The following is a 26,398-nucleotide window of genomic DNA, read 5'->3' as shown; positions in this document are numbered from 1 at the left end:
TGTATCATGACCGTACCCCTTCTATGAAAGAGTACTTCGTTAACTTTTTCAATCGTAATCCGGGACATTCATATAGTGAGTTCCTGGCTGTGAACGGTGTTTCGCTGGAAATCAAGTCGGGTGACCGTGTAGGTATCGTAGGCCACAACGGCGCGGGAAAAAGTACTATCTTAAAAGCTATTTGCAGAATCTACGAGTCTACCGAGGGCAAGGTTTCAGTGAGTGGCCGTATTGCGCCGCTGCTGGAAATTGGTGCCGGCTTCCATCCGGAATTTACGGGGCGTGAAAACATCTATTTAAATGGCGCGATATATGGTTACCGCAAGTCCGAACTAAAAAAAATTGAACATGAGATCATAGCTTTCGCGGAGCTGGAAGAGTTTATTGATACTCCGGTCAAATATTACTCTACGGGTATGTACATGCGACTTGCCTTCTCGCTGGCAACGGCAATGCACCCCGACATCCTTGTTTTGGACGAAATCTTCGCGGGAGGCGATGCGTCATTCATGGCCAAGGCAAGAGCAAGAATGCATGAAATGATTGATAATGCGAATATCATGATCATGGTATCCCACGACCATGAGCTGGTTAAGTCACTTTGCAATCGTGTAATATGGATGGACCATGGAAAGGTTGTAGCTGATGGCGATCCTGTAACTACTGTCGCCAGCTACCTCAATAGGCAGGTGTCATGAGTATTCAAAAAAAGGTACTGCTCGTTGGTAGCAGTTTCAGTGCCGCTCCAATTTTTTTCGCGTTGAAAAGGCATGGTTTTCATGTTTCGGTGTGTGGAAACTTTGCCGCTGACCCCTGTCATCAGTACGCAGACCAGTCATTTTACATTGACTACTCCAACCCTGATGCTTTGATGCAGGTCGTAGAGGAGCATCATTTCGACTATATCGTACCTAGCTGCAACGATAAGTCATATATGTCGTCGGTGCCCATTGCAGAAAAATACGGGTATGTCGGCTTTGACAAGTCGGACACCGCACTTGCCATTCATACAAAAGGAACGTTTCGGCAAGTTGCAGAGCAGCACTCTTTATCAGTACCCCAATACATAAGACACAGCCGGGGTCAGCCGCTGCCGGTCGATCTGCTTTCATTCCCGCTGTTGGTCAAGCCAGTTGACAGCTTCAGCGGACGCGGGATGACCAGAGTAGATACTACTTCCGAACTTGAAGAAGCGATAGCGTACGCATTTGCGACATCGCAGGCAGATGAGGTCATCCTAGAAGCATTTGTTGACGGAGCTTTGCATAGTCACTCAGCTTTCATCGAAAACCAGAAAGTAGTCCAAGACTTTTTCGCTGACGAATTCTGCACGGTATACCCGTACCAGGTTGACTGCTCCAATCACCCTTCAGTCCTTTCGGGCGATATAAAGGAACGTGTTCGGTCAGAAATCAACCTATTGGCGGACAAGCTTGGGCTTGCCGACGGCCTGATGCATACACAGTTCATAGTCGATGGCGATAAATTCTGGATCATCGAGAGCATGAGACGCTGCCCAGGCGACTTGTATGGCTCAATGGTCGAATTGTCCACGGGCGTCGATTACGCGGATTATTACATTCGCGGTTTTATTAGCAAAAAATTGCCCAGTGCCCAGCCAGCTCATGCTGTGAAATACGTCGGACGCCACACCATTTCTACAACAGAGCCACTGGTCTATTTCTCCTTTTCGAACTCGATCCCCTCAGACCGCGTCGATATTGTATCTTTGAAAAATAGCGGCGATCGACTGAAAGTAGCGCCATTTGACAAACTTGCAATAGTTTTTGCCGAGTTCAGCGACAAGCAAACAATGCTCGCGACATCACCCTACCTGGCTGATTTCGTGAAGATAAAGCGATTAGGGGGTCCTCTATGAGTCAAGTCGAAGATCTGATTCATTCGGCCGTGAAAAAAAAGCTGAGAGTCGCCTTTGTTGGCGGTGCCTATGAGTCTGCAGTTGGCAGGGCACACCGTGCGGCAATCGAAATTGATCAACGCTTTGAGCTGGTGGCGGGCTGCTTCAGTCGATCAATAGAAACGAGCCGATCAAGTGCGATTCGATATGGGTTAGCCTCTGATCACGCCTATGACAGCTTGGATGAACTCCTGTTGCATGAGGCAAAAAATCTGGACGCTGTGGTGGTCATGACCCCTCAGGATCAACATGGTCCGCACGTCCTGAATTGCCTAGAAAGGGGCCTTCCAGTAATTTGCGAAAAGGCGCTGGTTGCATCTGTAGAAGAAGCAGAGGCGATTCAGCGGGTCCTGTCTGCTCGAAGGGGCTTTCTTGCCGTTACTTATAACTACACGGGGTATCCAATACTTCGTGAACTTCGGCATATGATCCAATGCGGCCGATTGGGCAAGATTCAGCAAGTTCAGATCGAGATGCCGCAGGAAGGCTTTTTAAAGCTAGGAGCAAACGATCAGCCTGTTACACCTCAGGAGTGGAGGTTGCGCGATGCTCGCGTGCCTACAATTTCGCTGGATCTTGGTGTTCATATACATGGCATGATCCACTTCCTCACAGGCGAGACGCCGCAGGAAGTTGTCGCCACATCGCAATCGTACGGCAATTTCAATCAGGTTACGGATAACGTAGCTTGCCTGGCTAACTACAGCAATGGCATGTCGTGCAACATCTGGTACAGCAAGACCGCGCTGGGCTGCCGAAACGGTCTGAAAGTCAGAGTCTTCGGAGAAACCGGTTCTGCCGAATGGGTTCAGGAGAATCCTGAGTTCCTGCACCTTGCGGATCAAAGAGGCAGCCGGCTTATAGTGGACCGAACCTGCACTGGTGTAGACATTGCCAATCAGCCCAGGTACGGACGTTTTAAAGGAGGCCATCCCGCAGGGTTCGTAGAAGCTTTCGGCAATTACTACTACGATATCGCGGATGAGCTTGAAAACTATCAACATCAAAAAGCTGCCGGAACGCAGGGCTACGTTATGGGCATAAACGAATCCATAGAAGGCTTGCGTATGCTTGAAGCTATTGCTAAATCTTCACGCAGCAAAAAGTGGGAAGACTTGGTATGAGCTTTGCTAAGCTAAAGAACAGCGATCAAATCGCTGAAAATGAAATTGCCAAAAAATTCTGTGCGGAATTTTGCTCCGCTAGCAGCAGCCTCAAATACGTTTTGGGTAGAAACATATACGCCGAAAGCGTCGCCAAACATGTCAATGTCGATGGGTTTATAGACGATTACACCCGGGACTCGCAATACCTGGGTGCTCCTGTAGTCAAAATGGCGGACGTGCCTAAAGATGCATTGGTACTCAACGTTGCGGGGGGAAGTCCTCTTTCAGCCAAGAACCGGCTGGATAAAGCAGATCTGCGAAATCTAGATTATTTTTCGTTTTACAGGAATTCCGGACTCTCGCTTACCCAGATCCGGTTCAACGAAGATTTCGGGGACGAGTTTAGCGCTAATGAGAAACGGTATGAGTGGATCTATGAACGCTTGAATGACGAAGAGTCACGCCAAGCATTTCTGAAACTTGTCAGTTTTAGACGTACCTACGATATTAAGCATCTGGAAGGCTTCAGCTGGAGGGAAGACGTGCAGTACTTTGAAGACTTTTTACACCTCCAGGCTGAGGGCGAAACGTTCATCGATGTCGGTGGTTTCAATGGCTTCACAACTCTGGAATTTATAAAACGCTGCCCGCAATTCAATGCTGCTCATGTCTTTGAGCCCGAGCCGGCCAATTATCAAAACTGTTTGAGTGCATTAGGTGCGTACAACAACGTGCGTGTCCATAACGTAGGCCTGTCCGGCGCCAAAGCGACGCTAAAAATTGATGCTATGGGATCTGCCTCCACGGTGTCGCAGCACGGGACGGTAACGATTGAGGTAGACAAACTGGATAACCTGCTGAAAGAGGCGCCCACGTTTATTAAAATCGATATCGAAGGCGAAGAACTTTCGGCACTGCAGGGCGCTAGGCAAACAATTATCGAGCATCATCCTCGGTTGGCAATCAGTGTGTACCATAAACCGGGTGACTTCTGGCGCATACCAGAATTGATTCTGTCCATCCGTAATGATTACGAAGTATATCTGCGCCACTATACGGAATGCATTTATGAAACGGTAATGTTCTTCATTCCCAATTCAAAAAGTAGGTCCTGATATGTCGGTCCATGATTGCAAACTCATAGAACTACCGAAAATTACTGATCAACGGGGCAATCTCACGTTTATCGAGTCGGGCCGCCATATTCCGTTCGATATCAAGCGCACGTACTACCTGTATGACGTACCAGGTGGTGCTACGCGGGCCGCTCACGGACACAGAAGGCTCCATCAGCTGATGATCTCTATGTCCGGAAGTTTCGATATAACACTTGATGATGGGCATGAGAAAAAACTGTTCCAGTTGAACCGTTCTTACTACGGCCTGTATATCCCGCCGATGCTATGGCGAGACCTCGACAATTTTTCTTCGGGGGCCGTCTGCATGGTTCTCGCGTCTGATTATTATGAGGAGGCTGACTATTTTCGTGACTACAACGACTTCTTGAAAGCGGCACTGGAGAAGAAAGCGTGAACGTACCTTTCCTCAACCTGAAATCGATTAATGACGAATCTCAAGATGAACTGACCGAGGCATTTCATCGCGTCATGAACTCCGGTTGGTATATTCAAGGCAAAGAGCTGGAAGCTTTCGAGCAAGAGTTTTCAAGTTACTGCGAAACCAAATATTGTATTGGCGTGGGTAACGGTCTGGACGCCATTTACTTACTTCTCTGCGCCTATGGCATTGGTCCCGGAGACGAAGTCATTGTCCCCTCCAACACCTTCATTGCGACATGGCTGGCTGTAACCCGTTGCGGTGCTACCCCTGTTGCCGCTGAGCCAGATGAAAGCACTTACAATATCTCGCCACAATCCATAGAAGCCGCTATCACGCCTCGCACCGCTGCGATCATTCCTGTCCACCTTTATGGCCAGCCTGCTGACATGGATGCTATCAATAATATTGCAAGCCGCCACAAACTGGTCGTCATTGAAGATGCCGCGCAGTCACAGGGAGCCCGTTACAACGGCCGGCCTGCAGGCAGTTTGGCTCACGCTGCCGCCACCAGCTTTTACCCAGGCAAAAATCTTGGTGCGCTGGGTGACGGTGGGGCGATCCTCACGGATGACAGCGCCATAGCGAGCAAAGTCAAACAGCTGCGAAACTATGGGTCTCAAACCAAATATCACCATGAATTGATGGGCTGTAATTCGAGGCTCGATGAATTGCAGGCAGCGTTCCTGCGAGTGAAGCTCAGGCAGCTTGACGCCTCAAATGCTAAACGTCGAGAGGTGGCCCGTCTTTACACTGAAGGTCTGACTGGTGCTGACCTGATATTACCCACTGTACCTGAGTGGACCGTTCCAGCATGGCACCTTTATGTTATAATTACAAAGCAACGGACAAAGTTGCAACAACATCTCTCTTCGCACGGAATAGAGACACTTATCCATTACCCTATACCGCCACATCTTCAAAAGTGCTACGAAGGTTTAATTTCAACTCCGGACTATCCAATTGCTGAGCGTCTCGCGCGTGAAACATTGAGCCTGCCAATTTCGCCGTCGACGGAAGCACATGAGGTTCAATACGTCATGGAGAAAATTAAAATGTTTTCGACTGACTGAACACTATTCATCAGTGCATGCTCAACTCGAAAGTCAGCATCTACATTGGGAATGAAGCAAATAGATGGCAGTAGTAGCACTCATTCTAACGCTACCTTCAAAAACGCTTCTTGTCGCCGAGCGCTACTGGATGATTCATGCTGCAGTACCGCTAATCTCATGCAACTCCGATCCGGAGTCAATCGTGGTCAGAGATAATAAAATTGAGTTCTACTTGATGAATATTAAGTATGCGTAATCAAAATATTTTTTTACGCCTCAAACCTTACTTGCTAAAGATTTATTGGGCTCTATATCATTTCCGCCAAAACATACGATCCATCCTTAAAGTGGTTTACCACTCTTATCTCGCTAGATTTGCGCTGTTTCGCTCCACCTTGGCCCACATCAGGAAAACCAAGACCTGGTTGCTGAAAGTGAAGGCTGCGGTCCAGCTAAAGCTGTATGCCAAGCGGTATTCTTTGGTCAGTCACAGTGCTTTTAAGCAAGCGCACGACATCATAAGCATTCCGTTCAATGAAGGGGGCACAATAAGCATCAAAGGCCCCGCGTTTCTAGGCCGCTACGACTTCAGCCCAATTGGCGATAAGACTATCAATCTCTGCCAGCCCAAACTGGAGACATTGAAGCTTCAAAATGTCACGTTGATGGGTGGAACAAACTATATTCTCGCACAGGGTTTTGTTATACATCCAGATCAGTATGACCCTAATCGCGACATCTGCCCGGCTGAGCTGAACGGGATAGCACGAGTCAATCCACGTGAGCATTCCATCTTCATTGTTTTCGAGGGAAAACGGGTAGTTGAAAAAGCTATTTCCCTACTGGGCTGTTGTACAGGTAACTATGCGCACTGGCTGACTGAAACCTTACCAAAAGTTCTTATTGTCGATGGCATTGCCGATTTTGACGACTACCCACTCCTGATCGATAGCTGGATACATCCCAATTTCATTGACTCCATAAATCTGATCTGCAAAATCAGACGTCCTCTCATTCGCGTCAACCGTTGGGAGGCGGTGCATGTTGGTTCGCTGGTGGAGGTGTCACCTACGGCTTACGTTCCGCCGGAGTATCGATCTTTTATCGAGACTAAACAACTGCGCGATCCGGACCCAAGTGATTTCCCATTCTCCGCGGTCGCCTTGAATTTACTGCGCGATACAGCTCATAGAGCAATGGATATCGAGCCGACAGCAGGCGATGTAAAACTGTTTCTATTCCGACCAAGAGAAAGCTGTGGAAATACCCGTCTCGTCAAAAATATAGTAGAAATTGAGCAAATCGTACGGTCCTATGGATATATTTTTCTGGATCCGGCAAAGCTTAGCTTTAACGAACAAGCAGCGGTCTTCTCAACTGCGTCGCATGTCGTCTCCCCCTTGGGCGCAGCAATGGCTAACTTGATATTCACTCCACCTGGCTGCAAGGTACTGGGACTGTCCCCTTATTATGACAATGCGAACTATTACTATTTCTCCAATTTCATGGGCGCCCTCGGGCATGAATTGAACTATGTCTTAGGCCACCAGACCAGCGAAATTGGGCATCCATTCAATCGAGAGTACGCGATTGATCTCGATGCACTGAAATTTGCGCTGGAATCAATCAGCCATTACGGACGCTAATTAATGAGGTCCCTCGTCGCTTCTGTGCCATATGTGTACCGTAGGTACCTGTCTCCTTTTTTGGTTTTCAGGTTGCTGAAAGAGGCCATTATGATCACTTACAGAGGCCTGTATCGTGCCTTCTGTCTGCTGAAAAATAAATTCAATCTAACTACTTACAAGATGATTTCCCTGTCAGCGTCTAGCGAAATACTTCCTTGCACGAAAATACTCGTGGAAGAGCAGCAGACTCTTGAGATTCCGGCACCCAGGTTCTCCGGTTTTTGCGCTGCCCAGGCCTCACAAAAAAATCAGGCGATCCTAACCAGGATGCCACGGTTGGAGATTTATGAATTCAAAAATGTCGTGTTGATTGGGGGCGTGGATTTCATCCTCAAGAAAGACTTAGCCATCCATCACGACCTTTTCATTGCGTCGGCGCATCATATGCCTGCGGAATACAGAGGGGTGGCGGCCATAGATCACTCTAAAAACACCGTAAAATTTTACCTTACGACAAAATCGCAAGCTTTGGATAATGCAGTAAATCTCATCGGTCAGTGCAATGGTAACTACGCCCACTGGCTGACTGAAACGCTTCCGAAGTTAGCCCTGCTTGACGCTCAGGATCGTTATGCAGACTTTCCTTTAGTCGTTGATGATGGGTTGCACGAGAACATCTATAGATCGCTCGAGCAGATCAACCAAAAACGCAGAGCTATCATCAAGATAGGCCGTTGGAATCGCCTAACGGTGGCCAACTGCGTCACTGTTTCCCATACTGGATACGAACGATACGCGCCACATGGCTTACGTTCAGTGGAGCCGCCGGCATTTGTCAATATTTTCTCCCGCTTGGCACTAAGAGCGCTTCGTGAGGTTGCGCTGCAAGGTCTTCATGAGAAGACCACCAACAAGCATAGAATCTATCTCGCTCGGAATAAAACTAGCGGTAATATTCGACACGTCGAGAATCGTACCGCAATCGATGCTGTGATCGAAGCGAACAATATCAATTTCATTCACCCCGATTCAATGACCTTCATGGAACAGGTGTTTAGTTGTAAGGATGCAACCGTGATCATCGCGCCAGTTGGTGCAGCATTGGCCAATATGATTTTTGCCCCTCCGGGCTGCACAATTATTGCGCTAGCCCCGTACTATGACCAAGCCAGCTATTTTTACTACTCTAACTTGAGTGGTGCATTAGGTCATACCATACACTATGTGCTAGGTCAGCAAGCCAGTGATAAACAGCATCCCATTCACCGGAACTACACAATTGATCCAGAGACCCTTTCTGCTGTTATTAAACGAGTGATGTCCCTTGAATAATAAAGCTGCTCCTTTAGCGTCGAGCGGGCCGGCAATTGCACAAGTAGTTAATAACGAGCGGTGCGACGTAATTATTGTTAATTATAATGCCGGTCGCTTACTTCTAGACTGTATAAGATCCCTGCGCTCGGACAGAATCTCAAAGATTATTGTGGTCGACAATAATTCTTCTGATGAAAGCCTAGCCCCCTTGTCATCACTGGCCGATGAAAGACTTATTGTTATCAAAAACGAGCAGAACCTCGGATTTTCGGTCGCTTGTAATATAGGGACCGAGTATTCATCATCCGAGCTGCTGCTTTTCCTCAACCCTGACTGTATTGTGGAGCCAGAGGCCATTTCGCAGCTGGTAGAAGTATTAGAATCGGAAAAAAAAATTGGGATGGTTGGAGGTTTTCTAGCTAACATTGACGGGACAGAACAACCTGGTGGGCGCCGTTTTTTCCCAACCCCGGAACGAGCATTTATGCGTGCGTTCGGGGTTTACAAACTTTCCCGTTTCTTCCCCTCGGCGCGTCTGGATTTTTCGCTGCACAGGGGGCCACTGCCTACGGAAGCTACCTCTGTCGACGCTATCTCCGGGGCCTGCATGATGGTTAAACGAGAAAGTATCGAACAAGTCGGACTGTGGGACGAAGGCTATTTTCTGCATTGTGAAGACCTAGACTGGTGTATGCGATTCAAACAACATGGTTTAAGTGTTATGTTTGTGCCTTACGCTAAAGTTACGCATGCTTGGAGAGCATGCAGCAAGAGCAGACCTTTCTTCGTCGAATGGCATAAGCACGGCGGCATGCTTCGCTTCTACAAAAAATTCTTCAAACAAAAGTACTCTGCCCCATTGTGGTGGCTCGTCGTTCTGGGCGTGTTCATAAGGGGCTCATTAGTGTTTGCCTACTATGGCGTAAGGTTACTGCGAGAGAAGATCGGGGGGCGGCGTGGTTAACTCATCAGTCAATAATCTCGGAGTATTAGGCGCGACCAGCCCGGTAGGAGACTGCCTCCTCCCGATGTTGGTCGAGGCGGGATTTCAGGTCAATGCTTTTTCGCGAAAAGTAGTTCGTACACCGCAATCGGGGATCAAATGGAATCGACTGCCTTTCTCACCGGCTGCAGTAACAAATACGCCGGCGAACATAAGAGATTGGATATGTATTGCGCCGATCTGGGTTTTGCCGGACTACTTACCGATGCTGCAAGAGTTCGGTGTCCGCCGACTGATAGCGCTTTCTTCTACCAGTCGCTTCACGAAAGAAAACTCCTCAGTTCAAGAAGAACAGTCTGTAGCACAGCTATTGAGCAGTGCTGAGTCACACGTTCAGGCTTGGGCTGCGAGCCAGGGAGTTGAATGGGTCATTTTACGACCAACGCTGATTTATGGGTTGGGTAGTGACAAAAACATAAGCGAGATTGTGAAAATTATACGCAAATTTGGGATCTTTCCAATTCTAGGAAAAGCCCGAGGCATGCGCCAGCCAATTCATGTCGCTGATTTAGCCTTCGCATGTTTGGCGTCATTGACTTCCCCCCTGACGTCAAATCGCGCTTACAACTTGTCAGGTGGAGAAACGCTTACGTACCGAGAGATGGTCAAGCGAGTATTTGCTTCGCTCGGACGTCCGGCGATATTGCTTCCAGTACCCCTGCCATTGTTCAAAATCGCGATATCGATCCTTCGTCGGATACCAAAGTATCGAAACTGGACATCTGCCATGGCTGAGCGAATGAACTCGGACCTAATGTTTGATCACAGGGATGCTTCAAGGGATTTCGGTTTTGCCCCTCGACAATTCGTCCTAGATAGGAATGATATTCCCAAATGAATCCGACGGTGAGACTCCTCGCTTCTTATAGTTAACCAAACAGCCTCAGGTCCCGCACATTCCATCTAAAGCGAGTTGGGGAAATATATGCCAACGGCAACTTTTGAGACGGATTTTGGTCAGCGGTGACAATATATCACTTTCGGGTGCTCACGACCGCTCAATATTTCCGCTCAAATCAGCACCTCACTTTGAGGTGTCTTTAGGCGAAATGTAGCGAGTGTTCTGCCCGAACTGGGCGGAAATTTTCAAGGCGGCTTTGTCAAAACGTGCTTGGAATGCCTCTCGCTCCTCCGCCGACATTGCCGCCGCTCTTTTGCGCAACATCGCTCTGTGCATGTCTGACTCAACATGCATTCTCGCCTTCAAATGGACTACCTCATCGAATCCTCTGGCGCTTTCTTGGCCGTCGGCACTAGGACGTCTGGATCTTCATTCATATAGGTTATCCTCCTGGATACGTCCTCATCTTAGTTGCAGTTTTAATTGCGTTTTTTTGCGCAGAACTATCTTTTTTTCATTCCAAGTTTGACCTTGTTCGAGCCTGTCTAGATAGGTTCCCCAAAGAATCAGTGCGTTCAGCTTCTCGTCGTAATACTCATATCGATCATAATGCACGCCTTGAACATCTCGTCGACCATGAGAAAGTATCCAGGCACGGATTTCTTTTGTGATGCCTAAGCCTGCCATCATCGATTCGCAGGTCACACGGATATTGCGGTTGGTGAAATACTTAGTCCTGCCAGCTTCGGACAACGCTTTGCCAGCATCACTGAAGCATTTGCCAAGAACATCGGGCCGCAACACTGTTTTACCCAAACAAAAAGGTCCAGGGCAGATTTTGGTCATGGTCAGTGGCTTCATTATTTCTAGGATTCTAGGAGTGATTGGCAGCACATGCTCCCAAGCGACTATCCTTTTGCCTTTGATTTCTAGAATGCGGAGTGAATTATCATCGCCCACATCTGCCCATGTAACCCGCAAAATCTGAGCCAGCCGTTGTCCGCTAAAGTAAATCATGCTGCGACATACAGAAGCATCAAGGAATCCCGGCGTGCTTGCGAAGTAACGCAGCACTTCCGCAAACTCCACGTCCGTCAACGACTCTGTGCCCCCCCCCCCTCGGTATCGGTCAAGGGACGGATAGCTTCAGCCGGTTTTTTTTCGATTGCAAAAATCTTGGTGGCGTTTACGTCACGCTCAAGAGCGAGGTGGGCACCGTCAGCAAAATTGAATGCGGCTTTTAGATAGCGGTGAACCATCGCAACGCTCGAGTGCATATCTGAATTGGCGCTGGCCTTAGGCTTGTTTCCGATTCCTCGCCCGCGAGGCTTTCGGTCACGGATTTCGCTGAGGATGTGATGACGGTCTTCTGGGGTGATTCTTATCGCAGGCTTTGCCATCAAATCACGGTGGTGATCTGATATATGTGTTCGGAAAAGCCTTTTTACCTCTTTGTCTTTCGTTTTGCCCCGTGCTGTGAGATCCCGGACATACTCATCCAGCAGTTCTTGGAATGATCCCACCTTGGACAGTTGGTCCTCCTTTATCCGTGCTGCTTCTTTTACATCCTTGGCTAACGATGCCACGCTATCGAAATATTGCTTCAGATCCCCGACTCGTAAATGAAGCGCGGAATATTCGGCTCATTTTTCTCTGATTTGGGCGAGTGTGCTACCTGCTTTTTCGCTTGGATCAAAGCTATCGATATTGACTATTTTTCGGAGCCTCTCGATGTGATAGGCGTATTTCGCAATGATAATCCCTGTCTTCTGGCAAACCAAAATCAGGCTTCCACGACCCTTTCCTGGAAAGCTTTCACCAAACCAATCGCCTGGTTTCATTCCTTTGAGGCGTTGGGATTCGATTCGCTTATCGTTTTTTAATGCCAGCCATTCCAAATCATCCGATTTGTTTCGTGAGGGCATACTACTTGAGGTACTACATGGGGCACTACATCGGGTTAAACTAAAAGCAGTTCGATGAAGCGATTTGAAACGAAATATTATTAAAAATATTTATAAACAATAGGTTATGGTTATATTTGTAACTGAACAGTACAAGTTGAACCTATAAGTTATTCCCCTCCTAAGGGGAAGGTTGCAGGTTCGAACCCCGCCTAGGACACCATATTGAAAGCCCTCCAGTCATTGTCCTGTGCAGCCATATGGCAACAGGATGACAGCGGGCTAAAAAAGCCCCACCGGGTATTGCCCGGGCGGGGCTTTTTCATGAAGGGCTATAGCAGTTCGCGCTGACTCATGAGACCGCAAGTGTCAACCTTCAATCGGAAGTCTTGGCGTGAGATCTGCTGTTAAGTCCCTCAGCACTGGTTGTGAACAACAAGATCTGTCTTTTATAAGTACTTGTGACGATATAAAAGAGTTACTCATGAAACTGCTGCATGGCGGCCCTCACCAGCAATGCGTAATCCGGGTTGGTCTTGTTCATTTGCATAAAAGCTTCATCTTCAATGGCCCGCATTAACGTCAAGAACTGCACTCTTGGTAATCCTTTTTTCCAGCTATAGAGATGGCGCAAAGACAAGGGGGAGTTATACAGGTCATTAAATACTGCACACAGCCCGTCAGGCACGTCACGCATGATGCTCTTTATGTAGCAATCCCAATCGGACGAGGCTTGTTCCCACGCAGCATCGACTTCATCCCAGCCTGGATAGGTTTCCACGTCCAGAGGCAAGCCCAGGCTCTGGGCCTGGATGGCCGCTTCAAGCAGCGCGTCGCAGATTTCAACCTGGAAGTCGTTGGTGTTCAGCCAGTACAGTTGTGAACAGATGTCCTTTATAAGCCTGAGCGGATGGAGGCGTTTGGTTGAAATCTGCTTGTTGCTGATTGACTCGAGTTCGCTGAATTTACCCAGTATGGAGTGACCATTATTGAGTGCCGACAGTCGTTGAAGTAAGGCGTTTTTTGTCTTGTTTATTCTTTCTTGTGAAAAGTCCGAGTCATAGTAGTAGTCCGAGTTGTCGCCCATTAGCGTCAGGGTTTGTTCTCGGGTGATTCTCTTTATCTCTACCAAGTCCGCGGTGGATCGTTCGGCGAACAGTTTCTCGCCAAAGCAGTCGGTGCTTGCAATAAATAGAATGTGATCGAAGTTCATTTAAAGATTTGTCGATGGCTTTGAGTGTGCCCGCTCATGTCTATCAGCGGGGGATCGATAGGCTCAGTAGTCGGTGGCGGGCCGGTTGACGGCTTTGTGCCCTAATAACGCACACCGGGTGGTGAGCGGGGTTACTAGCGCAACCACCACCAAGCTGGCTGGAGTCAAAACCAGTGGGCCGAAGCCGGTTGGATCCAGCAGTGCGCTGAGCAGGCGTTTGCAGCAGGCGGGCTCCAGGGCTCCGCCGAGCAATGTCAGCAACAGGGTCAGGGGCAGGCTGATTATCAGGGTCAGTGCGTAGCCGATAAGTACTCGGTGGGCCGACCTCCAGGCAAGCGCGTGGCGGTTGGCGAATAAAAAGGTCTGCAATAACCACCCCAATAGCAGCGCCGGGGCAGACAGGTAGGACAGGAATACCAGGTATTCGGAAAGGGGTATGGATTGCTCGGCTGACATCGGGGCGTCTTAATCGTGGGGTGGATAGGGTTCGCCGTCATCGCCCTGGACTTGGGCGTCGAGGCGCTGGGCGATGTCGATCAGCTTGGTGATGGCCTGGTCTGAGGGGCTCTTTGTGTAGGCTTCCCCGCGTTCCAGGTCAAACCAGAGGGGGAAGCGCTCTGCGCCGATCAGGACGATAAAGTCATTTTCGCTGTTGTCTGGATCTCGCTGCACTTGAGCGTCCGCAGCCACGTAGGCCGTCCACTCCGCAGCGCTGATGGCGGGGCCCGTCTCATCGGCCCAGAAAGCCTTGCGGGTAATGTGCAGGTCGTAGCCGGCAAGGGCGTTGCTGCCTGCCAGCGCCAACAGGATAAAAATCAGGGCGCGCATCATGGGTCCTTCCCGAGCAATGGGACGACTATTTACCAGCAGCCTGGCCCGATGGCGAGCATCTTTGTGCAACCGCCGGCTTCGGCCGATGGGGGCACGTTTGTACCTTGCAGATTTGGCTCTAAAAAATGCGTATTGCCTGCCGCCTCCCTATAAGGGAACGGCGCTCTTGGCCGATAACTCGTTGGACAGTGGTTTTCTCGGGCTGCGCCGGCGCCTGCAAGCGCTCTGTGCATGTGCGGGCAATCACAGATAAACCGTAAAAGCGGTTGATGGCTCATCGCTACCCGTTATTATCTGCGCGCCGAAATGGGCCGGGCTTGTCCTTGCAGTGGCCAATGGGTTCATCTTCTTAATTGCCTGGAATCTTCGATGCTGGCGTACCACCAAAAAAGCTTTTTGATCGTCGATGATTTCTCCGATTTCCGCAGTTCGGTGCGTTCGATGTTGCGTGAGCTGGGCGTCAAGGACGTGGACACGGCGGACACCGGCGAGCAGGCCCTGCGTATGTGTGCGCAGAAACGCTACGATTTCATCCTGCAGGACTACCACCTGGGTGACGGCAAGAAGAACGGCCAGCAAGTGCTCGAAGACTTGATGACCGACAAGCTGATCAGCCACGAAAGCGTGTTCCTGATGGTGACTGCCGAGAGCAGCCAGGCCATGGTTCTCAGTGCCCTGGAGCACGAGCCCGACGCGTACCTGACCAAGCCGTTCAACCGTTCCGGCCTGGCCCAGCGCCTGGAGCGCCTGCAGCAGCGCAAGAATCTGCTGAAGCCGATCCTGGAGGCCCTGGATCGCGGCAAGCCGGTGGAAGTGCTCAATGCCTGCATTGCCTTGTGCAAGCAGGACCCGCGTTATTCGCCGCTGTGCCTGCGTTATCGGGCCGATGCGTTGCGCGATATGAATCAGAACGAAGCGCTGGAGCGTCTGTACAACACGATTCTGGCGGACCGTCCGCTGCCTTGGGCCTATGTCGGCCTGGGCCGCTTGCTGTTCAAGCGTGGCCAGGTGGGGCAGGCCAAGGATGTCTACGAGAAGGCCCTGAAGCAGTTTCCGATGATGCCTGCGCTCTATGACGGCCTGGCCGACGTGCTGGTGGTCGAAGGCGATGCCAAGCGCGCGCAGCATGTGCTGGAAGAGGCGGTGCGCCTGTCGCCGCTGGCGGTGCGTCGCCAGGCGTTACTGGGCAAGCTGGCGATGGGCAACGAAGACTTCGAGACCGCCTCCAAGGCCTATCGCCAGGCAGTGTCCCAAGGTGCGCAGTCGCGGTTCAAGGACCCGGAGAGCAACCTCGGCCTGGCCCACGCCCTGATCAGCAAGGGCAGCGAAAAAGGCCTGGATACCCGGACCCGACTGGAAATCAACACTACCCTGAGTGCGGTGGCCAAGGAAAACCCCACCGACCCGGGCTTGCAGATTCGCGCACGGCTGATGAAGGCCACCAGCCTGTTGCTCAACGATGCGGAAACCGCGGAAAAACTTACCGAGCAAGCCATGCTGCGGCTGGATGGCATGGAGCAGTTCATGAGTCCGGAGGCCGCGCTGCTGGTGGCCAAGCAGTTGCAGATGCTCGGCCAGGCGAGCGCCGGCGCATCGATGCTGAAAAACTGCGCGGAGATCTACGGTGATGATCCGAAGGTGATGCAGGGCATTGCCAAGCTCACCGACGACCCGACGATTCTCAATACTTCCAACGCTGCGGCCGATCTCAATCGCCAAGGTGTGCGCAGCTATAAGGCCGGCACCCTGGGCGAGGCGCGCGAGCTGTTCCGCCGGGCGTTGGCGATGCAGCCGAAGAACATCAGTATCGCGCTGAACATGGCGCAGTCGTTGTTGCACGGCGCCGATGCCAGCGCCGATCCGGCATTGCTCGAAGAGTGCCGGGCGAGCTTGAAGATGGTGGGCTTGATGCCCGACAGCGACCCGCGCTATCCCCGTTACCAGAAGCTGCGAAGCAAGGCGTTTGGCGAATGAACGAGAGTGAACAGGGGCTGGATTTTTCCACGGTGATCGCCTCCACCGTACACGACATGAAAAACTCCCTGACCTTGCTGATGCAGGCCCAGGCCCAGTGGCTGGCACGCCTGCCCGAGCCTGAGCGCAACAGCTCGGAGCAGGGTGTGATCGATTTCGAGTTCGCCCACCTCAACGGCATGCTGGTGCAGCTGCTAGGGCTGTACAAACTCGGCGCCAACCAGTTGCCATTGCGGCCCGACTACCACGAGCTGGATGACTTTATCGAAGCCCAGTTGGCCAGCCATCAGGACGTGTTCAAGAGCCGTGGCATTGCCGCGAGCTATGACGTTGATCCGTTGAGTCCGCTGGGCTTTTTCGACCGCGAGCTGATCGCCTCGGTGCTGGCCAACAGCATCAACAATGCCATCCGCTACGCACGTCATGCGCTGCTGATCAGCGTGCATGACGAAGCCGGGCAGACGGTGCTGACCATCAATGATGACGGCGACGGTTACCCGCCGCAGATGATCGAGCGCCAGGACGATTACGTGCAGGGCATCAACCACAGCAGCGGCAGCACCGGCCTGGGCCTGTACTTCGCTGGCAGGATTGCCGAGTTGCATCAGCGCAACGGCATCCGTGGTCGTACCCGGATCAGCAACGGCGGGCCTTTGGGCGGCGGTGTGTTCAGTCTTTATCTGCCTTGATGGACGGCCGGCAGCGGATGCCGTGGGTGAGGTGTGCCGGGCTTTGTGGTTTTTTGCTCACGGCTGCTTGATATTCCGAACAGCCGAAGCCTATTTTGTACGGGTCGCCGTTCTCGGCTCGTACAACAACAAGGATTGAGTCATGACAACCGATGGCCATCGTTCACTCGCACAGCGATTGACGGGCATTGATGAGATTGAATGTGTCACTCCGGACCTCAATGGAGTGCCCCGCGGCAAGGTAATGACCGCAGAAGGTTTTCTCGAAGGGCGGCGGTTGCAGATGGCACGGGGCGTGCTGCTGCAATGCATCATGGGCGGATACCCGCCCGCGCGCTTTTACGGCAGCGACGACGGCGACCTGGCGCTCGTGGCCGATCCGCAACAGATCCATCGCCTGCCCTGGAGCCAGCAGCCACGTGCCCTGGCGATCTGCGATGCGGATGAATTGACGGGCGAAAGCTCGCGTCTGTCCACTCGCGGCCAGCTCAAGGCGGTGATCGCCCGGTATGCGGCCCATGGCCTGGCGCCGGTGGTGGCCACCGAACTTGAGTTTTTTGTGTTTGCGCCCAACACCGATCCGACTCAGCCATTCCAGCCGCCCGTAGGCCTGGACGGGCGTCGCGAGGACGGGCATTCGGCGTTCAGTGTCAGTTCCAACAATGGCCTGCGTCCGTTTTTCAGCGAGGTGTATGCGTGCATGGCGGCGCTGGGCCTGCCCCGCGATACCTTTATGCATGAAATGGGCGTCAGCCAGTTCGAGATCAACCTGCTGCACGGCGACCCCCTGCTGCTGGCCGACCAGACTTTCCTGTTCAAACACCTGCTCAAGGAAGTGGCGCTCAAGCATGGCCTGACCGTGGTGTGCATGGCCAAGCCATTGGCCCATACCCCGGGCAGTTCGATGCATATTCACCAGAGCATCGTCGAGATCGGCAGTGGGCGAAACGTGTTCAGCGACGACGCGGGGCAGCCGACGGCGACCTTCCGTCACTTTATCGGCGGACAGCAGGCCGGCATGGCGGATTTCACCGCGTTGTTCGCGCCCAACGTCAATTCTTATCAGCGCCTGTGCCATCCTTACGCATCGCCAAACAATGCGTGCTGGTCCCATGACAACCGCGCCGCAGGCTTGCGTATTCCGGCCAGTTCGCCGGTGGCGCGCCGGGTGGAAAACCGCCTGCCGGGGGCGGATGCCAACCCTTATCTGGCAATCGCCGCCAGCCTGGCAGCCGGCCTGCACGGCATCGAAAATGAACTGGAACCGCAAGCCGCGATCCAGGGTGAATTCGAAGTGCCGGACAGTTTGTCACTGCCTTGTACCTTGCATGCGGCCCTTGAACGTCTGAAACGTAGTCCATTGGCCAAGGAACTGTTCGGCAAAGAGTTCATCGAAGGCTACATCGCTTCGAAGACCATGGAGTTGACCAGCTTCTTTGATGAAATTACTCCCTGGGAACGGCGTGTTTTAGCGGCCCAGGCCTAACTGAACCGTCGCCGTCGGGCTGTCGTGAAGACGGCCCGACACTCAATTCAAGGAGCCGCTCGGAACGCCGATGCGCCAAATCTGGAAATCCTTTCGAGCGCTTTATTTCGCCTCGCTGATGATGCTTATCGGCTCGGGCTTGCTCAGCACTTATCTGGCATTGCGCCTGGCCGCCGACCATGTCGATGGCTTATGGGTCGGTGCCTTGATGGCGGCCAACTACTTCGGCCTGGTCCTGGGCGGCAAGATCGGCCATCGGCTGATTGCCCGGGTCGGGCACATCCGCGCCTACGCCACCTGTGCCGGTATCGTCGGGGCTGCCGTTCTCGGCCATGGCCTGGTGGACTGGCTGCCGGCCTGGCTGGTGCTGCGGGTGATCGTCGGCCTGGGCATGATGTGCCAGTACATGGTCATCGAGAGCTGGCTGAACGAGCAGGCCGAGGCCAAGCAGCGTGGGCTGGTGTTCAGCGGCTATATGATCGCTTCTTACCTGGGGCTGGTCCTGGGGCAACTGATTCTGGTCATGCACCCGGCCCTTGGCCTGGAACTGCTGATGCTGGTAGCCCTGTGCTTCGCTCTGTGCCTGGTACCGGTGGCCATGACCCGTCGCATTCACCCGGCGCCACTGCACCCGGCGCCGATGGAGCCACGCTTCTTTATCAAACGCGTGCCGCAATCTCTGAGTACGGTGCTGGGGGCGGGGCTGATTGTCGGCTCGTTCTACGGCCTGGCGCCGCTGTACGCCTCCCAGCAGGGGTTGAGCACCGAGCAGGTCGGCCTGTTCATGGGCTGCTGCATTTTTGCCGGCCTGCTGGTGCAGTGGCCGTTGGGCTGGCTCTCGGATCGTTATGACCGGGCGATGCTGATTCGCTGCTTTGCGATGTTTCTGGCGGTGGCGGCGCTGCCCCTGGCGATCTTTCCGAGTGTGCCGCTGGAGGTGCTGTTTGCCTTGGGTTTCCTGTGTTCGCTGGTGCAGTTCTGCCTGTATCCGTTGGCGGTGGCTTTTTCCAATGACCATGTCGAAGGCGATCGCCGTGTGTCGCTGACCGCGATGCTGCTGGTGACCTACGGTGTGGGCGCGAGCATCGGGCCGTTAGTGGCGGGCGTGCTGATGAAGCTGTTCGGCAGCCAGATGCTCTACGCGTTCTTCAGTTTCTTCGCGTTGGTCCTGGTGTGGCGGATCCGGCCGAAGGCGGTGACCAATCTGCATCAGGTCGATGATGCCCCGCTGCAGCACGTGGCGATGCCGGACAGCATGTCCAGCTCACCACTGGTGGCGGCTCTTGACCCACGGGTGGATGAGCAAGTGGTGCAGGATCAGATGCAGAACCCCGTCGAGCCGGTGGCCGACGAGCCAGCGGCTGATGAGTCGCCGGCAACCGAGGCTGAGGATGAGGTCCAGCCCGAGGATGAGGGGCCGCATCATCTCAGTGGCGCCAGGCCTTAGGGTCTGGCGGTTGCCGGAAGGCGGCGCAAAAAAAACGGGCAGTCACCGCAAGGGACTGCCCGTTTTCATGGCTGGCGTTGGCTTACATGTCGTCTTTATCGAAGCGCCGTGCTTCGCGTTGCAGCTGATAGACGAAACGCTCGACCTGGCGCTGTACCAGGCCGCTCATATTATGAAAGCGGACCCCGGCGAAGGTGATATCGATGCGCTCTTCATAGTGCAGATACCGCAGCTCGACGGGAGCAGTCATGCTGCCGAAGGGCAGGGCGGCGATAAAACGTTCGTAGACTTGGCCCAGTTGCAGACGCTCGGAGATATCGCCTTCAAAGCGCAGTTTGCAACCGGTGGCCGAGATATCCAGCAGCTTGCCGCGGATGGACTCCTTGAGCTTTTCGCCGTCGAGTTCGACGTTGACCAGTTGCGAAAGCTTGAGCGCTGCGCGGAAGGCGCTGCGGCGCTGGTGATAGACCACTTCGTCCGGCAGGGTGCCACGGTAGCAGCGACCGTTGTTGGATTCATCAAGGGTCGGTGTACTGGTGCTTTCCCAGGCGATACGCACGCCTTCATGGAAGCCTTCGACGCGAAATGGCTCGCCGGCCAGCATGAAACGTTCACCGTCGCGGGGAATCATTTCATCGAGGGCGATCATGTTGCTGTCGCGATCGACTTCGACTAGATAGCTCTGAAAGCGCTGGCTGCGCTCATGGAAGGTGATGATCAGCGGGTCATGGCTCTCTTGTAGCATCCGCAGGTTCGAAGCTATCTCCAGAGGAGTGGTGAGAACCTTAGGGGGCTGCGGAGCATCTTCCGCGCTTGGGGCATTGAACACGGTTCATCAGTCTCCAGACAAAATACGACTACACGCAAGAGCCAGCATTTTGCCAGCATGTTTCGCAGCTTGATAGGGCGCGCACATTTTCCGGGGTCAAGCCTGACTGAGCGGGCGCGGCTTCGCAAGCAGGGAGGTCGAACCGCGGGCGTCATACAGTGCGGGGCTTTCGCCGCCGTTGAGGATTTTCAGCTGGTTCGCGGTGGTGGCCTGCTGAACCTGGATCGAGCGACCGTTGAGTTCATTGGTCGCCTGACACTCGGCGAGCAGTTCGGTCAGCACATCGCTTTGCTCAAGCAATTGCGGGCCGATCGAGGAATGTTCGGCGAGTTGCTCAAGGCCGGCGCGACTGGCGGGTAGGTTCAGGCTGGCAAGAATCTCGCTGCGCTTGCGGCCATGCTGTTCGAGCAGAATGATCAGCGCATGTTTCTGCGCCAGAATATCCTCCAGTAGCGGCATATCGCGGCCGTACAGAGCGAGGGATTCGGTCTTCAGCAGTTCCAGCAATTGTTGAGCTGGAGCAAAATCTTCAGTGATCAGTTGCAGTAAATTAGAGTCGTGCATGGCTGGCCTTGGGTTTTAAGCGTCCAAAAGCCTGGCGCAGGCCTTTGGCTAGCGCTGGGCTTCGAAATTGAGCAGTTTGCTGGCTACACGGTTGCTGTCGACTTTATAGCTGCCATCGGCAATCGCTGCTTTCAACTCGGCCACGCGGGCTTTGTCGACGGCAGGCTGATCGCGCAGCTTGTCAGTGACCTTTTGCAAACGCTGAGCCTCATTGCTGAGGTGTACCGATTCCCCGCTTTTGGTGGTACTGGCTTGTTCAGCCGGGGTAGCCAGCGGCGCAGACTTGTCGGTGTCGCCGATGTCTTTGTTGGCGCTGGTACGCGTACTGCCGGTAAGTGAGGGGGAGCTGTTTAAACGGCTGAAATCGATGACCATGATAAAAAAACCTCTGGGTATTTGGACGCTTGCCATGTTTTCGGCCATACCCTGGAAAACTTTAGGCGCTATTGTCGATTAACCAACGCCCATGGCTGCGGCCCGCATGGACCACAGTTTAGGGAAGGGCGGGCTTGTGCGCCAGTTCCTACATTGCGACTTCTACTTGCCCGGGAGCGGTAATCCGGGCCTTGATCACACGTTTCGAGTTCAGGTTCTTGACCCTTATCTGCTCGTTCATGCCGCCGTTGGACAGTGCTTCGCCGGGCATTCGCACGTTCAGGGTGCCGCTGCGGGCAGATATCACCACTTGATCGCCCTTGCGCACCACCTCGGCCTGCTCCATGTGCAGTTGGGTAATGACTTGATCGGCGACCATTGGTCGGACAAGTTTCTGCCCAATGGCATCGTCGACCGAGGTCAGGTAACCCTGGTTGATCTGGCTGATGTCACGTTCACGCAAAGTGACCTCCTCCGGCGCAATGATTCCGGCGCGCTTTAGGGGGCGGGTCGTGGTCACCACTTCGCGAAACAGTTTGACCTGGGCCGGCACGAACACGGTCCAGGGCGAGGCGCCGTCGCAGCGGACCTTGACCGTGACACGGCCAATGGGCTGCGCCGGGCTTTCAAGGGTGGCTGTCAATTCCTTGTCGCAATTGGGCATGCGCATGCGCGGATCGAGTTGGGCAACCGTGATTTCATAGCGTCCGGCGGTTTGACTGGTGGCCAGATAGTCTTCTACGGTGAATTCAAGAAACCCTTGAGTGACGCCGATAAGTAGATCAGGCAGGGTGACCGAGTCAGCAAGGGCAGGGCCGCCAGGGTTGAAAATAGACAAAACTGACAGCGCGCAAAGTAATTTGCGGTAGTTTGATGTCAGGCGTCGGAAAAATGTCGTTTTGGCGTTCATAACAGTTAAAAAGCAAGCCCCGTGCCGTTTAGCGATGAGCGTGCGTCGGAACTTAAAGCTTTGGGGAGTCTGGGCATGGCGGGTGTAATGGATGCGGTTAACCAGCGCACGCAACTGGTTGGGCAGAATCGCCTGGAGCTGCTGCTGTTCCGTCTGGACGGCCAGCAGCTTTACGGGATCAACGTGTTCAAGGTTCGGGAGGTGTTGCAGTGCCCGAAACTGACCTTGATGCCTAAATCCAGTCCTGTCGTGTGCGGTGTCGCAAGTATTCGCGGGGCGACCATCCCGATCCTGGATCTGGCGATGGCCACCGGTTCGGGTGGTTTGAAAGACCTGAGCAACCCGTTTGTGATCATCACTGAGTACAACACCAAGACCCAGGGGTTTCTGGTGCGGTCGGTGGAACGTATCGTCAACATGAACTGGGAGGAGATCCATCCGCCACCCAAGGGCACCGGTCGCGATCACTACCTGACGGCCGTGACCCGGGTTGACAATCAGTTGGTCGAAATCATCGATGTCGAGAAGGTGCTGGCGGAAGTGGCGCCGACCTCGGAAGTGATTTCAGTCGGTGTGGTGGACGTCGAAACCCAGCACAAGGCGATTTCCCTGCGGGTACTGACCGTCGACGATTCGTCGGTGGCACGCAAGCAGGTGACGCGCTGCCTGCAGACGGTTGGCGTGGAAGTGGTCGCGCTGAACGACGGCCGCCAGGCCCTGGATTACCTGCGCAAGCTGGTGGACGAGGGCAAGAAGCCGGAAGAAGAATTTCTGATGATGATTTCCGACATCGAGATGCCGGAGATGGACGGTTACACCCTCACGGCCGAGATACGCAACGATCCGCGCATGCAAAAGCTGCATATCATCCTGCATACTTCGTTGTCAGGTGTATTCAATCAGGCGATGGTGAAGAAGGTCGGTGCCGATGACTTTCTTGCCAAATTCCGTCCTGATGACCTGGCATCCCGGGTAGTCGACCGGATCAAAGCAGCAGACAACAGCTAGGGGCATCGGCTCCTGGCGGTCATACGATTTAAGAGGCGGCATCATTGTCTACGGGTAATTTGGATTTCGAACAGTTCCGGGTCTTCCTGGAAAAAGCCTGTGGGATCTTGCTGGGTGAGAACAAGCAATATCTGGTATCGAGCCGTCTCAACAAACTGATGGAACAGCAGGGCATCAAATCCCTGGGTGAGCTGGTGCAGCGTATTCAGACCCAGCCGCGCAGCGGTTTGCGCGAGCAGGTGGTGGATGCCATGACCACTAACGAAACCTTATGGTTTCGCGATACCTATCCCTTTGAGGTCCTGAAGAACAAGGTCCTTCCCGAAGCGATCAAGGCCAGTCCGAACCAGCGCTTGCGCATCTGGTCGGCCGCCTGCTCGTCGGGCCAGGAACCCTACTCGTTGTCGATGTCGATCGACGAGTTCGAACGGACCAACATGGGTCACCTGAAAATGGGTGTGCAGATCGTTGCCACCGATTTGTCCGGCACCATGCTCAACAACTGCAAGACCGGCGAATACGACAGCCTGGCCATTGGCCGCGGCCTGTCTGCCGAGCGCCTGCAACGCTACTTCGACCCGAAAGGGCCGGGGCGCTGGGCGATCAAGGCGCCGATCAAGAGTCGGGTGGAATTCCGCTCGTTCAATCTGCTGGACAGCTACGCGAGCCTCGGCAAGTTCGACATCGTGTTCTGCCGCAACGTGTTGATCTACTTCTCCGCTGAGGTGAAGAAGGACATCCTGATGCGCATTCACAGCACCTTGAAGCCGGGCGGTTACCTGTTTCTTGGCGCATCCGAGGCGCTCAACGGCCTGCCTGATCATTTCCAGATGGTTCAGTGCAGCCCGGGGATCATCTACCAGGCGAAGTAGGCCGGGTGGAGAGCGAGTCGATAAAAGGAGGCCCTTGGGCCTCCTTTTTTGTGCCTGGTCGTTGCCGGGGCGCGGCGTAAAAGCGGCAGTGAGGTTGCCGCTTTGCTGGCGCATCGCGGAAATCCATTGCCGCTTTTCTGGCATTGCCGCCTTGCCGCTGCCGGCGAAGCCTTGATTTACGGGGCTTTTGCACTTGGCACGGGGCTTGCTATATCCAGATTACGAAAAATCAGGTCACCCAAAGGTTTCCCGACATGAGCATCAGCTTCGATAAAGCGCTCGGTATCCATGAACAGGCTCTGGGCTTTCGCGCCAAGCGCGCCGAAGTTCTGGCGAACAACATCGCGAACGCCGACACCCCGAACTACAAGGCTCGGGATCTGGATTTCTCCGCCGTGCTCGCCGAGCAGAACGAGAAGACCAAGAACGGCACCTTTGCCTTGAACATGACCAACAGCCGTCATATCGAAGCAGAAGGCATGGGTAACGGCGACGAGTCGCTGCTGTACCGCACGCCGATGCAGCCTTCCATCGACCAGAACACCGTGGACGCCCAACTGGAACAGTCGAACTACGCCGAGAACTCGGTCAACTTCCAGGCCAGCTTCACGCTGCTCAACAGCAAATTCAAAGGGCTGATTTCAGCCCTGCGCGGAGAGTAATCCATGTCCCTCGCCAGTGTTTTCAATATCGCCGGTAGCGGCATGAGTGCTCAGACCACTCGCTTGAACACCGTCGCCAGTAACATCGCCAACGCCGAGACCGTGTCGTCGAGCATCGACCAGACCTACCGTGCCCGCCATCCGGTGTTCGCCACCATGTTCCAGGGTGCGCAGAGCGGTGGCAGCCAGTCGCTGTTCCAGAACCAGGACTCCACCGGCCAGGGCGTGCAGGTGCTGGGTGTGGTCGAAGACCAGAGCAACCTCGAAGCGCGTTACGAGCCTAACCATCCGTCCGCTGACGCCAAGGGTTATGTCTACTACCCCAACGTCAACGTGGTTGAAGAAATGGCCGACATGATTTCCGCGAGCCGTTCGTTCCAGACCAACGCTGAAATGATGAACACCGCCAAGACCATGATGCAGAAGGTCCTGACCCTCGGTCAGTGATAAGGGGCCTCTCCAATGAGCATTAACGACACCACCAGCACCACCAGCAGCTTGAGTCTGAATCAGATTCTCGCGAACTCGTCGAAAAAGACCACGACTTCAAGCTCTGACGGCATTACTGCGGCCACCAACAGTGCCACCGGTAAAAAAGCCCTGGGCAAGGACGCGTTCCTGCAACTGCTGGTGACCCAACTGAAAAACCAGAACCCCCTGGACCCGCAGGACAACAGCGAGTTCGTGGCGCAACTGGCACAGTTCAGCAGCCTGGAAGGCATCACCACGCTCAATGATTCGGTCACCGCGATTTCCGGCAACTACAAGTCGAGCCAGGCCCTGCAGGCCTCGTCCCTGGTCGGTCGCTCGGTGATCGTGCAGTCCGGCACTACCCAGGTCGACACCACCAAGAGCATGACCGGTTCGATCACTGTGCCGAGCAGCGTCGCGGGCGTGACCGTGACCATCACCGACAAAGACGGCAAAGCGGTGAAAACCATCGACCTGGGCAGCCAGGTTGCGGGCACCTCGAGCTTCACCTGGGACGGCACCAAGACCGACGGCACCAAGGCCGACCCGGGCAACTACACCTTCAAAGCCAGCACCACGATCGATAACACCGCGGTCGCTCTGGTCACCTACCTGCCTGCGACGGTCAATAGCGTCACCATCAGCCAGACTGGCGGTGAATTGATGTTGAACCTCGCCGGACTGAGCAGCCCGATCGCTCTGTCCAAAGTCAAAACCATTGGTATATAGAGCCGACTAACC

At 53.7% G+C, this 26,398-nt stretch carries 29 protein-coding genes and 1 tRNA gene; 20 read left to right on the top strand and 10 right to left on the bottom strand.

Annotated features, from left to right (window positions below; translation table 11 throughout):
* Nucleotides 1–23 precede the first annotated feature (23 nt).
* From ACOZJV_RS22335 to ACOZJV_RS22290, 10 genes are all read left to right on the top strand, one after another.
* Nucleotides 24–698 carry an ABC transporter ATP-binding protein gene (locus tag ACOZJV_RS22335; protein ID WP_421548533.1) on the top strand — a complete coding sequence of 225 codons (675 nt, stop codon included), beginning with the start codon at nt 24–26 and terminating at the stop codon, nt 696–698.
* Nucleotides 695–1,879: an ATP-grasp domain-containing protein gene (locus tag ACOZJV_RS22330; RefSeq protein WP_421548532.1), complete on the top strand. Its 1,185-nt coding sequence runs from the start codon at nt 695–697 to the stop codon at nt 1,877–1,879. The genes ACOZJV_RS22335 and ACOZJV_RS22330 overlap by 4 nt, the downstream gene beginning before the upstream one ends.
* Nucleotides 1,876–3,042, top strand: a complete 1,167-nt coding sequence (locus ACOZJV_RS22325) for a Gfo/Idh/MocA family protein (RefSeq protein WP_421548531.1) — start codon at nt 1,876–1,878, stop codon at nt 3,040–3,042. Before ACOZJV_RS22330 ends, ACOZJV_RS22325 begins: the two co-directional genes overlap by 4 nt.
* A complete protein-coding gene (locus tag ACOZJV_RS22320) occupies nt 3,039–4,139 on the top strand; it encodes an FkbM family methyltransferase (protein ID WP_421548530.1) in 1,101 nt (366 codons plus the stop codon). Before ACOZJV_RS22325 ends, ACOZJV_RS22320 begins: the two co-directional genes overlap by 4 nt.
* 1 nt (nt 4,140) lies before the next feature.
* A complete protein-coding gene (locus tag ACOZJV_RS22315; protein WP_421548529.1) occupies nt 4,141–4,557 on the top strand; it encodes a sugar 3,4-ketoisomerase in 417 nt (138 codons plus the stop codon).
* Nucleotides 4,554–5,654, top strand: a complete 1,101-nt coding sequence (locus ACOZJV_RS22310) for a DegT/DnrJ/EryC1/StrS family aminotransferase (protein WP_421548528.1) — start codon at nt 4,554–4,556, stop codon at nt 5,652–5,654. The genes ACOZJV_RS22315 and ACOZJV_RS22310 overlap by 4 nt, the downstream gene beginning before the upstream one ends.
* Nucleotides 5,655–5,884: 230 nt before the next feature.
* Entirely contained in the window at nt 5,885–7,282 is a 1,398-nt protein-coding gene (locus ACOZJV_RS22305; protein WP_421548527.1) for a glycosyltransferase family 61 protein, read from the top strand.
* Between the two features lie 90 nt (nt 7,283–7,372).
* Nucleotides 7,373–8,596, top strand: coding sequence for a glycosyltransferase family 61 protein (locus ACOZJV_RS22300; protein ID WP_421548526.1), 1,224 nt, complete (start codon nt 7,373–7,375; stop codon nt 8,594–8,596).
* Nucleotides 8,589–9,542, top strand: a complete 954-nt coding sequence (locus ACOZJV_RS22295; RefSeq protein WP_421548525.1) for a glycosyltransferase family 2 protein — start codon at nt 8,589–8,591, stop codon at nt 9,540–9,542. Before ACOZJV_RS22300 ends, ACOZJV_RS22295 begins: the two co-directional genes overlap by 8 nt.
* A 64-nt stretch (nt 9,543–9,606) precedes the next feature.
* Complete coding sequence (locus ACOZJV_RS22290; protein WP_421548524.1) at nt 9,607–10,419, top strand: NAD-dependent epimerase/dehydratase family protein; 813 nt, start codon at nt 9,607–9,609, stop codon at nt 10,417–10,419.
* Nucleotides 10,420–10,884: 465 nt separating this feature from the next.
* Here ACOZJV_RS22290 and ACOZJV_RS22285 read toward each other — a convergent pair whose 3' ends face one another.
* From ACOZJV_RS22285 to ACOZJV_RS22275, 3 genes are read right to left on the bottom strand one after another with little or no spacing between them, the layout of a single operon-like run.
* Entirely contained in the window at nt 10,885–11,496 is a 612-nt protein-coding gene (locus ACOZJV_RS22285) for a hypothetical protein (protein WP_421548523.1), read from the bottom strand.
* A gap of 20 nt (nt 11,497–11,516) precedes the next feature.
* On the bottom strand, nt 11,517–12,008 hold the full coding sequence (locus tag ACOZJV_RS22280) for a hypothetical protein (RefSeq protein ID WP_421548522.1): 492 nt from the start codon (nt 12,006–12,008) through the stop codon (nt 11,517–11,519).
* 57 nt (nt 12,009–12,065) lie between these two features.
* Nucleotides 12,066–12,320 carry a hypothetical protein gene (locus tag ACOZJV_RS22275; RefSeq protein WP_421548521.1) on the bottom strand — a complete coding sequence of 85 codons (255 nt, stop codon included), beginning with the start codon at nt 12,318–12,320 and terminating at the stop codon, nt 12,066–12,068.
* A gap of 156 nt (nt 12,321–12,476) precedes the next feature.
* Here ACOZJV_RS22275 and ACOZJV_RS22270 point away from each other — a divergent pair.
* Nucleotides 12,477–12,549 (top strand) — tRNA-Arg (locus tag ACOZJV_RS22270).
* A gap of 255 nt (nt 12,550–12,804) precedes the next feature.
* Here ACOZJV_RS22270 and ACOZJV_RS22265 read toward each other — a convergent pair.
* From ACOZJV_RS22265 to ACOZJV_RS22255, 3 genes are all read right to left on the bottom strand, one after another.
* Nucleotides 12,805–13,539 carry a hypothetical protein gene (locus ACOZJV_RS22265; protein WP_421548520.1) on the bottom strand — a complete coding sequence of 245 codons (735 nt, stop codon included), beginning with the start codon at nt 13,537–13,539 and terminating at the stop codon, nt 12,805–12,807.
* 63 nt (nt 13,540–13,602) lie between these two features.
* Entirely contained in the window at nt 13,603–13,995 is a 393-nt protein-coding gene (locus ACOZJV_RS22260; protein WP_421548519.1) for a hypothetical protein, read from the bottom strand.
* A gap of 9 nt (nt 13,996–14,004) precedes the next feature.
* Entirely contained in the window at nt 14,005–14,370 is a 366-nt protein-coding gene (locus ACOZJV_RS22255) for a hypothetical protein (RefSeq protein ID WP_078470842.1), read from the bottom strand.
* Between the two features lie 369 nt (nt 14,371–14,739).
* On the opposite strand from ACOZJV_RS22255, the gene ACOZJV_RS22250 reads away from it, so the two are divergent.
* The 4 genes from ACOZJV_RS22250 (at nt 14,740) to ACOZJV_RS22235 (ending at nt 19,966) form a co-directional block, all read left to right on the top strand.
* Entirely contained in the window at nt 14,740–16,344 is a 1,605-nt protein-coding gene (locus tag ACOZJV_RS22250) for a tetratricopeptide repeat-containing response regulator (RefSeq protein WP_078470841.1), read from the top strand.
* Entirely contained in the window at nt 16,341–17,033 is a 693-nt protein-coding gene (locus ACOZJV_RS22245; RefSeq protein ID WP_078470840.1) for a sensor histidine kinase, read from the top strand. Before ACOZJV_RS22250 ends, ACOZJV_RS22245 begins: the two co-directional genes overlap by 4 nt.
* Nucleotides 17,034–17,277: 244 nt before the next feature.
* The gene (locus ACOZJV_RS22240) at nt 17,278–18,519 is read left to right on the top strand and encodes a glutamine synthetase family protein (protein ID WP_178102944.1); all 1,242 of its coding nucleotides are present in this window, start codon (nt 17,278–17,280) and stop codon (nt 18,517–18,519) included.
* 70 nt (nt 18,520–18,589) lie between these two features.
* Entirely contained in the window at nt 18,590–19,966 is a 1,377-nt protein-coding gene (locus ACOZJV_RS22235) for an MFS transporter (RefSeq protein ID WP_421548518.1), read from the top strand.
* A gap of 82 nt (nt 19,967–20,048) precedes the next feature.
* Here the strand turns inward: ACOZJV_RS22235 and ACOZJV_RS22230 are convergent, their stop codons facing one another.
* The 4 genes from ACOZJV_RS22230 to flgA all read right to left on the bottom strand — a co-directional run bounded on the left by ACOZJV_RS22230 (nt 20,049) and on the right by flgA (nt 22,644).
* Entirely contained in the window at nt 20,049–20,795 is a 747-nt protein-coding gene (locus ACOZJV_RS22230) for a flagellar brake protein (protein ID WP_043228721.1), read from the bottom strand.
* 96 nt (nt 20,796–20,891) lie between these two features.
* The gene (locus ACOZJV_RS22225; protein ID WP_020295660.1) at nt 20,892–21,359 is read right to left on the bottom strand and encodes a flagella synthesis protein FlgN; all 468 of its coding nucleotides are present in this window, start codon (nt 21,357–21,359) and stop codon (nt 20,892–20,894) included.
* 48 nt (nt 21,360–21,407) lie between these two features.
* The gene (flgM, locus tag ACOZJV_RS22220) at nt 21,408–21,734 is read right to left on the bottom strand and encodes a flagellar biosynthesis anti-sigma factor FlgM (RefSeq protein ID WP_078470837.1); all 327 of its coding nucleotides are present in this window, start codon (nt 21,732–21,734) and stop codon (nt 21,408–21,410) included.
* Between the two features lie 148 nt (nt 21,735–21,882).
* Nucleotides 21,883–22,644, bottom strand: a complete 762-nt coding sequence (gene flgA, locus ACOZJV_RS22215) for a flagellar basal body P-ring formation chaperone FlgA (RefSeq protein ID WP_421548517.1) — start codon at nt 22,642–22,644, stop codon at nt 21,883–21,885.
* A gap of 75 nt (nt 22,645–22,719) precedes the next feature.
* Here flgA and ACOZJV_RS22210 point away from each other — a divergent pair, with 75 nt between their 5' ends.
* The 5 genes from ACOZJV_RS22210 (at nt 22,720) to flgD (ending at nt 26,386) form a co-directional block, all read left to right on the top strand.
* Nucleotides 22,720–23,652: a chemotaxis protein CheV gene (locus ACOZJV_RS22210; RefSeq protein WP_020295657.1), complete on the top strand. Its 933-nt coding sequence runs from the start codon at nt 22,720–22,722 to the stop codon at nt 23,650–23,652.
* 44 nt (nt 23,653–23,696) lie between these two features.
* Nucleotides 23,697–24,524 carry a protein-glutamate O-methyltransferase CheR gene (gene cheR / locus ACOZJV_RS22205; RefSeq protein WP_078470835.1) on the top strand — a complete coding sequence of 276 codons (828 nt, stop codon included), beginning with the start codon at nt 23,697–23,699 and terminating at the stop codon, nt 24,522–24,524.
* A gap of 254 nt (nt 24,525–24,778) precedes the next feature.
* On the top strand, nt 24,779–25,186 hold the full coding sequence (gene flgB, locus ACOZJV_RS22200; RefSeq protein ID WP_020295655.1) for a flagellar basal body rod protein FlgB: 408 nt from the start codon (nt 24,779–24,781) through the stop codon (nt 25,184–25,186).
* Nucleotides 25,187–25,189: 3 nt separating this feature from the next.
* Nucleotides 25,190–25,633: a flagellar basal body rod protein FlgC gene (gene flgC / locus ACOZJV_RS22195; RefSeq protein ID WP_020295654.1), complete on the top strand. Its 444-nt coding sequence runs from the start codon at nt 25,190–25,192 to the stop codon at nt 25,631–25,633.
* Between the two features lie 15 nt (nt 25,634–25,648).
* Nucleotides 25,649–26,386 (top strand): flagellar hook assembly protein FlgD, encoded by a 738-nt coding sequence (flgD, locus tag ACOZJV_RS22190; protein ID WP_421548516.1) that lies wholly within the window; start codon nt 25,649–25,651, stop codon nt 26,384–26,386.
* Nucleotides 26,387–26,398: the final 12 nt, after the last annotated feature.

The sequence above is a fragment of the Pseudomonas sp. QD4 genome, from assembly GCF_049199125.1.
Classification (GTDB): domain Bacteria; phylum Pseudomonadota; class Gammaproteobacteria; order Pseudomonadales; family Pseudomonadaceae; genus Aquipseudomonas.
Note: the sequence above shows the minus strand (reverse complement) of the source record. Positions and strands in the feature narration are given on the sequence as shown.

What these genes read in the sequence shown, in the direction of transcription:
- ACOZJV_RS22245 (WP_078470840.1), top strand. Translation starts at nt 16,341, where the DNA reads ATGAACGAGAGTGAACAGGGGCTGGATTTTTCCACGGTGATCGCCTCC.
- flgC (WP_020295654.1), top strand. Translation starts at nt 25,190, where the DNA reads ATGTCCCTCGCCAGTGTTTTCAATATCGCCGGTAGCGGCATGAGTGCT.
- ACOZJV_RS22255 (WP_078470842.1), bottom strand. Translation starts at nt 14,370, where the DNA reads ATGATGCGCGCCCTGATTTTTATCCTGTTGGCGCTGGCAGGCAGCAAC.
- ACOZJV_RS22325 (WP_421548531.1), top strand. Translation starts at nt 1,876, where the DNA reads ATGAGTCAAGTCGAAGATCTGATTCATTCGGCCGTGAAAAAAAAGCTG.
- ACOZJV_RS22300 (WP_421548526.1), top strand. Translation starts at nt 7,373, where the DNA reads ATGATCACTTACAGAGGCCTGTATCGTGCCTTCTGTCTGCTGAAAAAT.
- ACOZJV_RS22330 (WP_421548532.1), top strand. Translation starts at nt 695, where the DNA reads ATGAGTATTCAAAAAAAGGTACTGCTCGTTGGTAGCAGTTTCAGTGCC.
- flgA (WP_421548517.1), bottom strand. Translation starts at nt 22,644, where the DNA reads ATGAACGCCAAAACGACATTTTTCCGACGCCTGACATCAAACTACCGC.
- flgM (WP_078470837.1), bottom strand. Translation starts at nt 21,734, where the DNA reads ATGGTCATCGATTTCAGCCGTTTAAACAGCTCCCCCTCACTTACCGGC.
- ACOZJV_RS22250 (WP_078470841.1), top strand. Translation starts at nt 14,740, where the DNA reads ATGCTGGCGTACCACCAAAAAAGCTTTTTGATCGTCGATGATTTCTCC.
- ACOZJV_RS22265 (WP_421548520.1), bottom strand. Translation starts at nt 13,539, where the DNA reads ATGAACTTCGATCACATTCTATTTATTGCAAGCACCGACTGCTTTGGC.
- ACOZJV_RS22210 (WP_020295657.1), top strand. Translation starts at nt 22,720, where the DNA reads ATGGCGGGTGTAATGGATGCGGTTAACCAGCGCACGCAACTGGTTGGG.
- flgD (WP_421548516.1), top strand. Translation starts at nt 25,649, where the DNA reads ATGAGCATTAACGACACCACCAGCACCACCAGCAGCTTGAGTCTGAAT.
- ACOZJV_RS22320 (WP_421548530.1), top strand. Translation starts at nt 3,039, where the DNA reads ATGAGCTTTGCTAAGCTAAAGAACAGCGATCAAATCGCTGAAAATGAA.
- ACOZJV_RS22290 (WP_421548524.1), top strand. Translation starts at nt 9,607, where the DNA reads ATGTTGGTCGAGGCGGGATTTCAGGTCAATGCTTTTTCGCGAAAAGTA.
- ACOZJV_RS22305 (WP_421548527.1), top strand. Translation starts at nt 5,885, where the DNA reads ATGCGTAATCAAAATATTTTTTTACGCCTCAAACCTTACTTGCTAAAG.
- ACOZJV_RS22235 (WP_421548518.1), top strand. Translation starts at nt 18,590, where the DNA reads ATGCGCCAAATCTGGAAATCCTTTCGAGCGCTTTATTTCGCCTCGCTG.
- ACOZJV_RS22315 (WP_421548529.1), top strand. Translation starts at nt 4,141, where the DNA reads ATGTCGGTCCATGATTGCAAACTCATAGAACTACCGAAAATTACTGAT.
- ACOZJV_RS22225 (WP_020295660.1), bottom strand. Translation starts at nt 21,359, where the DNA reads ATGCACGACTCTAATTTACTGCAACTGATCACTGAAGATTTTGCTCCA.
- flgB (WP_020295655.1), top strand. Translation starts at nt 24,779, where the DNA reads ATGAGCATCAGCTTCGATAAAGCGCTCGGTATCCATGAACAGGCTCTG.
- ACOZJV_RS22240 (WP_178102944.1), top strand. Translation starts at nt 17,278, where the DNA reads ATGACCGCAGAAGGTTTTCTCGAAGGGCGGCGGTTGCAGATGGCACGG.
- ACOZJV_RS22335 (WP_421548533.1), top strand. Translation starts at nt 24, where the DNA reads ATGAAAGAGTACTTCGTTAACTTTTTCAATCGTAATCCGGGACATTCA.
- ACOZJV_RS22260 (WP_421548519.1), bottom strand. Translation starts at nt 13,995, where the DNA reads ATGTCAGCCGAGCAATCCATACCCCTTTCCGAATACCTGGTATTCCTG.